Genomic DNA, 377 nt, shown 5'->3' with positions numbered 1-377 from the left:
GCGATCTCGTAGATCTGGTCCAGGAAGTGCGAGACGAACAGGATCGCGATGCCCTGTTCCTTCAGCCGCCGCATCACACGGAACAACTGGGCGACCTCACCGGCGTCCAGGGAGGAGGTCGGCTCGTCCAGGATCAGCACCCGGGCGTCGATGTCGATGGCCCGCGCGATGGCGACCATCTGCTGGATCGCCAGGGAGTAGGAGCTGAGCGGCTTGGAGACGTCGATCGACAGGTCCAGCTGCCTGAGCAGCTCCGCCGTGCGGCGGCGCATCTCACGCCAGTTGATGCGGCCGAACTTACGCGGCTCGCGACCGATGAAGACGTTCTCGGCGACCGACAGGTTCCGGCAGAGGTTGACCTCCTGGTAGACCGTGCT

General features: G+C 65.0%; 1 protein-coding gene. It reads right to left on the bottom strand.

What is annotated here, in order from left to right:
- Positions 1 to 377 (bottom strand): ATP-binding cassette domain-containing protein (locus ACYQ78_RS39305; protein ID WP_459806089.1); only part of this gene is annotated, 377 nt, incomplete at both ends.

The sequence above is a fragment of the Herbidospora sp. RD11066 genome (assembly GCF_054661255.1).
The sequence above is the reverse complement of the archived record's forward strand: the minus strand, read 5'-3'. Positions and strand labels throughout refer to the sequence as shown.